Annotated in this window: 10 protein-coding genes; 5 read left to right on the top strand and 5 right to left on the bottom strand. The window is 69.7% G+C overall.

Annotation, left to right across the window (positions count from 1 at the left end; translation table 11 throughout):
- Nucleotides 1-105 precede the first annotated feature (105 nt).
- Nucleotides 106-684, top strand: a complete 579-nt coding sequence (locus L324_RS08515) for a hypothetical protein (RefSeq protein ID WP_037305524.1) — start codon at nt 106-108, stop codon at nt 682-684.
- Nucleotides 681-2015, top strand: a complete 1335-nt coding sequence (locus tag L324_RS08520) for a copper resistance CopC/CopD family protein (protein WP_037305525.1) — start codon at nt 681-683, stop codon at nt 2013-2015. Before L324_RS08515 ends, L324_RS08520 begins: the two co-directional genes overlap by 4 nt.
- Nucleotides 2016-2022: 7 nt before the next feature.
- Here L324_RS08520 and L324_RS08525 read toward each other — a convergent pair whose 3' ends face one another.
- On the bottom strand, nt 2023-2631 hold the full coding sequence (locus L324_RS08525; RefSeq protein ID WP_081736239.1) for a maleylpyruvate isomerase family mycothiol-dependent enzyme: 609 nt from the start codon (nt 2629-2631) through the stop codon (nt 2023-2025).
- Nucleotides 2632-2941: 310 nt separating this feature from the next.
- Between L324_RS08525 and L324_RS08530 the strand changes: the two genes are divergently transcribed.
- On the top strand, nt 2942-3613 hold the full coding sequence (locus L324_RS08530; protein ID WP_037305526.1) for a M protein: 672 nt from the start codon (nt 2942-2944) through the stop codon (nt 3611-3613).
- Here L324_RS08530 and L324_RS08535 read toward each other — a convergent pair.
- Nucleotides 3610-3972 (bottom strand): YciI family protein, encoded by a 363-nt coding sequence (locus L324_RS08535; RefSeq protein WP_037305527.1) that lies wholly within the window; start codon nt 3970-3972, stop codon nt 3610-3612. The two genes, L324_RS08530 and L324_RS08535, sit on opposite strands and share 4 nt — an antisense overlap.
- 168 nt (nt 3973-4140) lie before the next feature.
- Between L324_RS08535 and L324_RS08540 the strand changes: the two genes are divergently transcribed.
- Nucleotides 4141-4422 carry a metal-sensitive transcriptional regulator gene (locus L324_RS08540; RefSeq protein ID WP_009081418.1) on the top strand — a complete coding sequence of 94 codons (282 nt, stop codon included), beginning with the start codon at nt 4141-4143 and terminating at the stop codon, nt 4420-4422.
- Here L324_RS08540 and L324_RS08545 read toward each other — a convergent pair whose 3' ends face one another.
- From L324_RS08545 to L324_RS08550, 3 genes are read right to left on the bottom strand one after another with little or no spacing between them, the layout of a single operon-like run.
- A complete protein-coding gene (locus L324_RS08545; RefSeq protein ID WP_051173765.1) occupies nt 4423-6582 on the bottom strand; it encodes a heavy metal translocating P-type ATPase in 2160 nt (719 codons plus the stop codon).
- A gap of 32 nt (nt 6583-6614) precedes the next feature.
- Complete coding sequence (locus L324_RS43060; RefSeq protein ID WP_162835857.1) at nt 6615-6776, bottom strand: hypothetical protein; 162 nt, start codon at nt 6774-6776, stop codon at nt 6615-6617.
- Nucleotides 6773-6979, bottom strand: a complete 207-nt coding sequence (locus L324_RS08550) for a heavy-metal-associated domain-containing protein (RefSeq protein WP_037305529.1) — start codon at nt 6977-6979, stop codon at nt 6773-6775. The genes L324_RS43060 and L324_RS08550 overlap by 4 nt, the downstream gene beginning before the upstream one ends.
- Before the next feature lie 96 nt (nt 6980-7075).
- Between L324_RS08550 and cobF the strand changes: the two genes are divergently transcribed.
- The gene (cobF, locus tag L324_RS08555) at nt 7076-7846 is read left to right on the top strand and encodes a precorrin-6A synthase (deacetylating) (protein ID WP_037305530.1); all 771 of its coding nucleotides are present in this window, start codon (nt 7076-7078) and stop codon (nt 7844-7846) included.
- Nucleotides 7847-7990: the final 144 nt, after the last annotated feature.

A 7990-nucleotide genomic window follows, 5' to 3' on the forward strand; every position in this document is an offset into this window, starting at 1 on the left:
CCTGATCCGCAGGTAGTTCCGCAATTCAGAGTAACGGAAACCGCCGATACGCCGGTTATCGTCGGTATCCGTCACCGGTCGGTCTTTCCCCCAAGGAGCCCCTTCATGGCCGCACTCGATTCAACACGTCCCGGCCTGCTCGCCTCGCTCAACGGGAAATACCACCGCGCGGCGCTCGCCGTCTTCGCGGTGGTCGTGGTGGCCCACTGGGCGGAACATCTGGTGCAGGCGTTCCAGATCTACGTCCTGGGCTGGAAGACCCCGGACGCCCGCGGCGTACTCGGCATCCCGTTCCCGAAGCTGATCAGCTCCGAATGGCTGCACTACGGCTACGCCATCGTCATGCTGATCGCCCTGTTCGCCCTGCGGAAGGGGTTCGCCGGCCGTTCGCGGCAGTGGTGGAACCTGGCGCTCGGCCTGCAGTTCTGGCACCACATCGAACATCTGCTCCTGCTGATCCAGGCGCAGACCGGCTGGCGGCTCGGCGGCGGCACCGCGCCGAGCAGCATCATCCAGCTGTTCATCCCCCGGGTGGAACTGCACCTGTTCTACAACACGATCGTCACCATCCCGATGATCATCGCGATGATCGTGCACCGGAAGGCCTCCGCCGCCGAACGGGAGCTGACCGGCTGCACGTGTTCGCCCGAAAGCCGGCGTGAGCTGGCGACAGCGGCGTCGTGACCAGGAGACTCTTCGCGCTCCTCGCCCTCGTGGCGGCGTGGTTCGGGGTCGCGGTACTCGCCGCGGCCCCGGCCTCGGCCCACGTCGAACTCCTCTCCTCGGACCCCGCCGACGGCGCCCGGCTCATTTCGGCGCCCGCGCAGGTCTCCGTCACCCTGTCGGAGAACATCGGCATCCAGCCGAACTCGATCAAGGTCGTCGACACCCAGGGCACGAACGTCGCCACCGGACCGGTGTTCCAGCCGGGTGACGTCGCCGAGCAGGTCGCCGTCAAGCTGGAATCCGATCTCCCCGACGGCAGCTACCTCGTCGAGTACGCCTTCGTCTCGACCGATTCGCATCCGGTGCGCGGCACGATCGCGTTCGTCGTCGGCACCGGCCCACTGATCACGTCGGCGGGCGCGGTGTCCGCGTCGACCGGCACCGATCCGGTGACCGACGCGCTGTTCACCACCTTCCGCTGGGGCTCGTTCGGCGGGGTCGCGCTGCTCGGCGGGCTGGTGTTCGTGCTGGTCTGCCGTCCGGGCGGCCGGACCGACCCGGCGGCGCGGAAGCTGATCACCGCGGGCGTCTGGCTCTCGGCGGTCACGGCCGTGGCCGGGTTCCTGCTGCAAGGCCCGTACGTCGCGGGCCGCGGTGTCGACGCGGTCTTCGACCCGGCCCTGATCGAGGCGACCCTGCGGGTGGCCTACGGGAAACTGCTGCTCCTGCGGCTGGCCGCGATCGTCGCGCTCGCCGTGCTCGTACGACGGCTGCTGGCGGGCGACCTCTCGGAGCGGCTGCGGTCACGGTACGAGAACCTCGGCATCGCGGCCGGGTTCCTCGTGATGCTGAGCTTCTCCGCGACCGGGCACGCGGTGGCCGACAAGATCATGTTCCTCTCGGTCAGCGCCGACCTCGCGCACTTCGGCGCGATGGCGGTCTGGGTCGGCGGCCTGATCCAGCTGGCCGTGCTGCTGCGCGGCCGGTATCCGGCGGAGGAGGCCGAGCCCGCCTTGGCACGTTTCCACCCGATCGCGACCACGTCGATCGTGATCATGGTGGTCAGCGGCGCCTACCTGGGTTTCCGGCTCGTGCCGTCGGTGGAGGCGCTCTGGACGTCGGCTTACGGCATCGTCTTCCTGCTGAAGCTGACCGGGTTCGCCGCGTTGCTGCTGGTGGCGAACGTGAGCCGCGCCGCGGTGCGCCGCGGGATCCCCGGCCGCGGCGGCACCGGCGTCGTGACCGCCGACCTGCGGCGGCTGCGGGTCAGCGTCGGGGCCGAGGTGCTGATCGTGGCCGTGGTGCTCGCACTGGCCGCGGCACTGTCGTCGATGTCCCCGACCGGCTGAGCGGCGCTCAGCCCTCGGTCGCCTCGTCCGGCGGGACGAACGGCCCCCAGGTGAAGGCCTGGAGCCACGGCTCGGGATCGCCCAGCCAGTCGAGAGCGGCGATCTGGGCCGGGCTCCGGCGCCCGGCGAGCGACCGGTACAGGTCCGCGGGCGGTCCCGAGAGCACCGCGGCGACCGGTTCGGTGCCGGCGATCCAGCTCGCCCCCTCGGTCTCGATCCGCATACCGGGCAGCCCGTGCCTGGTCAGCGAGGCGCCGAGGCCACTGATGAGCACCTCGAAACCGCGGAGCCAGGCCGGGTGGGCCTCGGGCAACGGGGCGCCGAGCGCGTACCGGAGATCGAGTTCGTGGGTGAAGGCGTCCATCACCATGATGTCGCCGCGGCTCTTGCCGTCGCCGTCCGCGGCGAGGAGGGTGTCGGCCTCGGGCCCGCGTTCGCTCCAGAGACGCAGCAGCGCGGCGACCGGCGCCTGCTCCGGATTCGGGCGCGGTTCACCGCCGAACCGGGTGATCACCCGGTCGCAGATCTCCGTCAGATGTGCGAGCAGTTCCCGCACGGTCCACTGTGGACAAGCGGGGACGATCCGGTCGCCCGCGCCCGCGTGATCGGTGAGCAAGATCGCGATGTTCTCTCTGACCTGCCGATATCCTTCGGCCGCCGTCGCCGTATTCCAGCCAGGGACCCGAATTCGGCTGCTCGTCACGCGGCCACCTCCTGTGGGAAATCGATGGTCGTCCATTCTCCCACCACTTCGGGGATCACCCTTCTCGCAGCTTGCGCCGGACCGTTCGGCGCAAGATCACCCACCCGTGACGCGTGTCCTTGCGCCTTCAGGCACACTGGACGCAGCAACCCCGTGTGGCAAGAGCCCTGTGCACCAAGGGAAACGCACACCGGTGACGGATCGCCCACTGTGGAGGTGACCAATGGAGATGCCCGGCTTCGATCTGGCGTGGCGTGGTTTCAATCGCGCCCAGGTCCGGGAATTCGTTCGAGAGGTGGAAACCGAACTACGACGAGTGGCCGCCGAACGCGACGAAGCGATCCGTCGCGGAGAAGCCCTCGCCGCCAGACTCACCGCCGCGCAAGAGGAAAATCGCGAACTGAAGGCGAGCGTCGACCGGATCAGCCGGGTGCCGATCGCGCCGGACGCGCTGCAGGAGCGTTCGCGCCGGATGCTCGAACTCACCCGCGAAGAGGCCGACGACATCATCGCGCGCGCCACCGAGGAGGCCGCCGCGGCCGAGGCGGAGCGGAAGCGGATCACCGAAGACTTCGAACTGGCCATGACGCTGCGCCGGGCCGAGGCCATGCGCGCGCTCGCCGCCCGGGACGAAGCCGCGCAGGCGCGGGCGCGAAAACTGCTCGAGGACGCCGCCGAGAAGGGCGAACGCCTGGTCGCCGAAGCGCGGGAGAAAGCCGACGAGGCCCTCAGTCTGCGCGATGACGTGCTGAAACAGCTGATCGGGGCCCGCGAACTGCTCGCGGAAGCCGGGACGGTCCTGGCGGTCACCGTGGATCCGAAACCGGAAGTGCCCGTTCAGCGCCGGAGCAGGTCAGAGCCCCGCGCCGGCGCCGAAGCGGCCACGACCACCTAGGCGTTGTCTCCCGAGGAAAAGACCACCGGGCGGATCTCCATCGCGTTGACATGCGCGTCCGGGATCTGGCCGGCGATCTCGATCGCGCGTTCCTTGCTGTCGCATTCGACCAGGTAGAAGCCCGCGAGGTACTCCTTCGACTCCGCGTACGGGCCGTCGGTGACCACCGGGACGCCGTCACGCACCCGGACCACAGTGCTCTCCTTCGGCTCCGCCAGCGCCTGTGTCCCGAGCAGTTCGCCACTCTCGGACAGCTTCTTCATGAAAGGGTCGATCCTGGCGACCACCTCGTCGCGCTCCTCCGCGGGAAGGGCGTCCCACGCGGTGGGGTTCATCGTGATCATGATCATGTACTTCATCGGTGTTCCTCCTGGTCGTCCGGCCGGTGCCCGGCCACTCACGCAGGAGTCGGAGCCGCCGGATCGTCCTCGACATCCTGGCAGCCACGAATTTCGCCCGCCCGGGGTGGATACGTGGGGAGGGTATACTGGCCGCAGGTTGGGGATCGACGAGAGAACGGGTGCGGAATGACGGGCTACGGCAGCGAGCGAGAGGCCTATCTCAAGCGCCTGCGCCGGATCGAGGGGCAGATCCGCGGCTTGCAGCGGATGGTCGAAGAGGACAAGTACTGCATCGACATCCTGACCCAGGTGTCCGCGGCCACCAAGGCACTGCAGTCGTTCTCTCTCGAACTGCTGGACGAGCACCTCGCCACCTGTGTGGTGCAGGCCGCCGCCGCGGGCGGGGAAGAGGCCGACCTCAAGGTCCGGGAAGCCTCGGACGCCATCGCCAGGCTGGTCCGCTCCTGATCACCCGGCGGCGGCGAACCTTCGCAGCCGCAGGCTGTTGGTGACCACGAAGACCGAGGAGAACGCCATCGCCGCCCCGGCGATCATGGGGTTGAGCAGGCCGAGCGCGGCCAGCGGCAGCGCGGCGACGTTGTAGGCGAACGCCCAGAACAGGTTGCCCTTGATCGTGGCGAGCGTCCGGCGCGAGAGCCGGATGGCGTCCACGGCGGCACGCAGGTCGCCTCGTACGAGCGTCAGGTCACCCGCCTCGATGGCGGCGTCCGTCCCGGTACCCATGGACAGGCCGAGGTCGGCCTGCGCGAGCGCGGCCGCGTCGTTGACACCGTCACCGATCATGGCGACCACCCGGCCTTCGGCCTGCAGGCGTTTGACGACGTCGACCTTGTCGGCGGGCAGGACTTCGGCGATGACCTCGTCGATGCCCACCTCGGCCGCGACGGCCTTCGCGGAGCCGGTGTTGTCGCCGGTGAGCAGGACCGGCCGGAGCCCGAGCGCCCGCAGTCCGGCGACGGCCTCGGCCGACGTCGGCTTGACCGTGTCGGCGACGACGACCACGCCCCGCGCCTCACCGTCCCAGGCGACGACGACGGCGGTCGCGCCGCGTTCCTCGGCGGCCGCTTTGAGCTGGGAAAACTCCTCGCCGACGGCGATGTCGTGCTGTTCGAGCAGCGCGGTGCGCCCGGCCAGAACGGTCTTCCCCTCGACCTCGCCGACGACACCCAGGCCCTCGACGGCGCGGAACCCCTTGACCGGGGGCAGCTCCCCGAGCCGCTCTTCGGCGGCGGAAGCGATCGCGCGGGCGATCGGATGCTCGGAAGCGTGCTCGACGGCCGCGGCGAGCCGGAGGACCTCGGTCTCCTCGGCACCGTGGACGCCGGTGAGGCTCATCTTCCCGGCGGTCACCGTGCCGGTCTTGTCCAGGACGACGGTGTCGACCTTCCGCGTGGATTCGAGCACTTCGGGACCCTTGATCAGGATGCCCAGCTGCGCGCCGCGGCCGGTGCCGACCAGCAACGCGGTCGGCGTGGCCAGGCCCAGCGCGCACGGGCAGGCGATGATCAGGACCGCGACGGCGGCGGTGAAGGCGGCGTCCGCCCCGCCGCCCGCGCCGAGCCAGAAGCCGAGGGTGCCGACCGCGAGCGCGATCACCACCGGGACGAAGACGGCCGAGACGCGATCGGCGAGCCGCTGGACCCGCGCTTTGCCGTTCTGCGCGTCTTCGACCAGTCGCGCCATCTGCGCGAGCTGGGTGTCGGCCCCGATGCGGGTGGCCTGGACGACGAGCCTGCCTCCGGCGTTGACCGTCCCGCCGACGACGGCGTCGCCGATGGTCACCTCGACCGGGACGGCTTCCCCCGTCAGCATGCTGAGGTCGACCGCCGACCCGCCGTCGGTGACGAGACCGTCGGTCGCGATCTTCTCTCCCGGCCGCACGACGAACTCGTCCCCGACCTCCAGTTCGCCGATCGGGACGCGGCTTTCGGCACCGTTCCTCAGGACGGCGACGTCCTTCGCGCCGAGTTCGAGCAACGCACGCAGGGCGGCGCCGGAGCGGCGCTTGGACCGGGCCTCGAAGTAGCGGCCGGCCAGGAGGAACGTCGTGACCCCGGCGGCGACCTCGAGGTAGAGGTTGCCCGCACCGGATCCGCGTTCCATGGTCAGGTCGAAGCCGTGCCGCATCCCGGGCGTCCCCGCGGTGCCGAACAGCAGCGCGTACAGCGACCAGAGCGTGGCGGCCGCGACGCCGAGGGAGATCAGGGTGTCCATGGTGGCGGCGCCGTGCCGGAAGTTCGTCCAGGCCGGCCGGTGGAACGGCCACGCGCCCCAGGTGACGACGGGGGCAGCCAGGGCGAGTGAGACCCACTGCCAGTAGGTGAACTGCCAGGCCGGGACCATCGCCAGCACGATCACCGGAACAGCGAGCGCCGCGGAGACCGCCAGCCGGGTACGCAACCCGTCGGCCTGGTCCGCGTCGTCGTCCGGCCGGGGCGGCTCGGCCGTATAACCCGCGGACTCGACGACGCCGACGAGGTCGTCCACCGAGACCACGGCCGGGAAATCGACCTGCGCCTTCTCGGTGGCGTAATTGACCGTCGCGGAGACGCCGTCGACCTTGTTCAGTTTGCGTTCGACCCGGGCGGCGCAGGACGCACAGGTCATCCCGCCGATGGCCAGTTCGACGCGCCGGGTCGTCACGGCGTGCCTCCCGGATGGTGCCCGCCGTGCTCGCCGGTCGGCGCGGGTGGAGCCGGCGCCTCGTCCAGCGGTCCCACGGCGGAGCCGATCGCCCAGGCGACGACGAACACCGCGACCAGAGCCGCGGCGAACGCCGACACCTTGACGGGGGTGCTCACGAGACGAGCTGGTAACCGGCCTCGGTGACGGCCGCGTCGACGACCTGGACGTCGAGCGGGGCCTCGCTGGTGACGGTGACCTTGCCGCCCGCCACGTCCACGTTCACGGCGCTGACGCCGTCGATCCCGCTGACCTCCTCGGTGACCGAGGCGGCGCAGTGCCCGCAGGACATGCCCTTGACGGTGTAGGTGGTTTCGGCCATCGGTACGAACTCCTCTACAGGACAGACGAAGCGATCACCCTATTTATACCCCATGGGGGTAGGGGTGTGCCTGACGGGGGCGGGCACACTGCGACGATGAGGAAGATCTCCGCCATCGGCATCGGCGCCGGCGACCCGGAACACCTGACCGTCCAGGCCGTCCGCGCACTGAACGAGACCGATGTCTTCTTCGTGCTCGACAAGGGTTCAGAGAAGCAGGACCTGGTGGGGCTGCGCCAGGAGATCCTGGACCTGTTCGTCGAGCGGCCCGGTTACCGCGTCGTACGGGCACAGGACCCCGAACGCGACCGTACTCCGGACGACTACCGGAAGGCCGTCGCCGACTGGCACCGGCTCCGCACCGACGTCTACGAGGAGATGATCCGCTCCCTCGGTCCCGGCGAACGGGGCGCGTTCCTCGTCTGGGGAGACCCGGCGCTCTACGACTCAACCCTGACCCTGCTGGACGCCGTGCTCGCGCGGGGGAACGTCGAGTTCGAGTACGAGGTCATCCCGGGGGTCAGCAGTGTGGCCGCGCTGACGTCCCGGCACCGGACCACGATGAACCAGATCGGACGGCCGGTGCTGATCACGACCGGCCGTCGTCTCGAGGCTGGCTGGCCCGCGGACGTCGACGACGTCTTCGTGATGCTGGACGCCCAGTGCACGTTCTCGCGGTTCGTCGACGAGGGACTGGAGATCTACTGGGGCGCGTACCTGGGAACCGCGGACGAGCTCCTGCTCTCCGGTCCTTTGGACTCCGCCCTCGCGTCCCGGATCCGCTCCGTCCGCACCGAGGCCCGGTCCCGCAAGGGCTGGATCATGGACATCTACCACCTCCGCCGCCCCACCACCCCTCGCATTTAGTCCACTAAATGCATCGCCAGCCCCACACCCCCATGCATTTAGTCGACTAAATGCATGGGGTGTGGATGGGGTGTGGATATGGGAAAAGGCCCAGATCGGGAGAACCGGGGGTTCTCGACCGATCTGGGCCTTTCCTTAATGTTA

The organism is Amycolatopsis orientalis DSM 40040 = KCTC 9412, from assembly GCF_000478275.1.
Taxonomy (GTDB): domain Bacteria; phylum Actinomycetota; class Actinomycetes; order Mycobacteriales; family Pseudonocardiaceae; genus Amycolatopsis; species Amycolatopsis orientalis.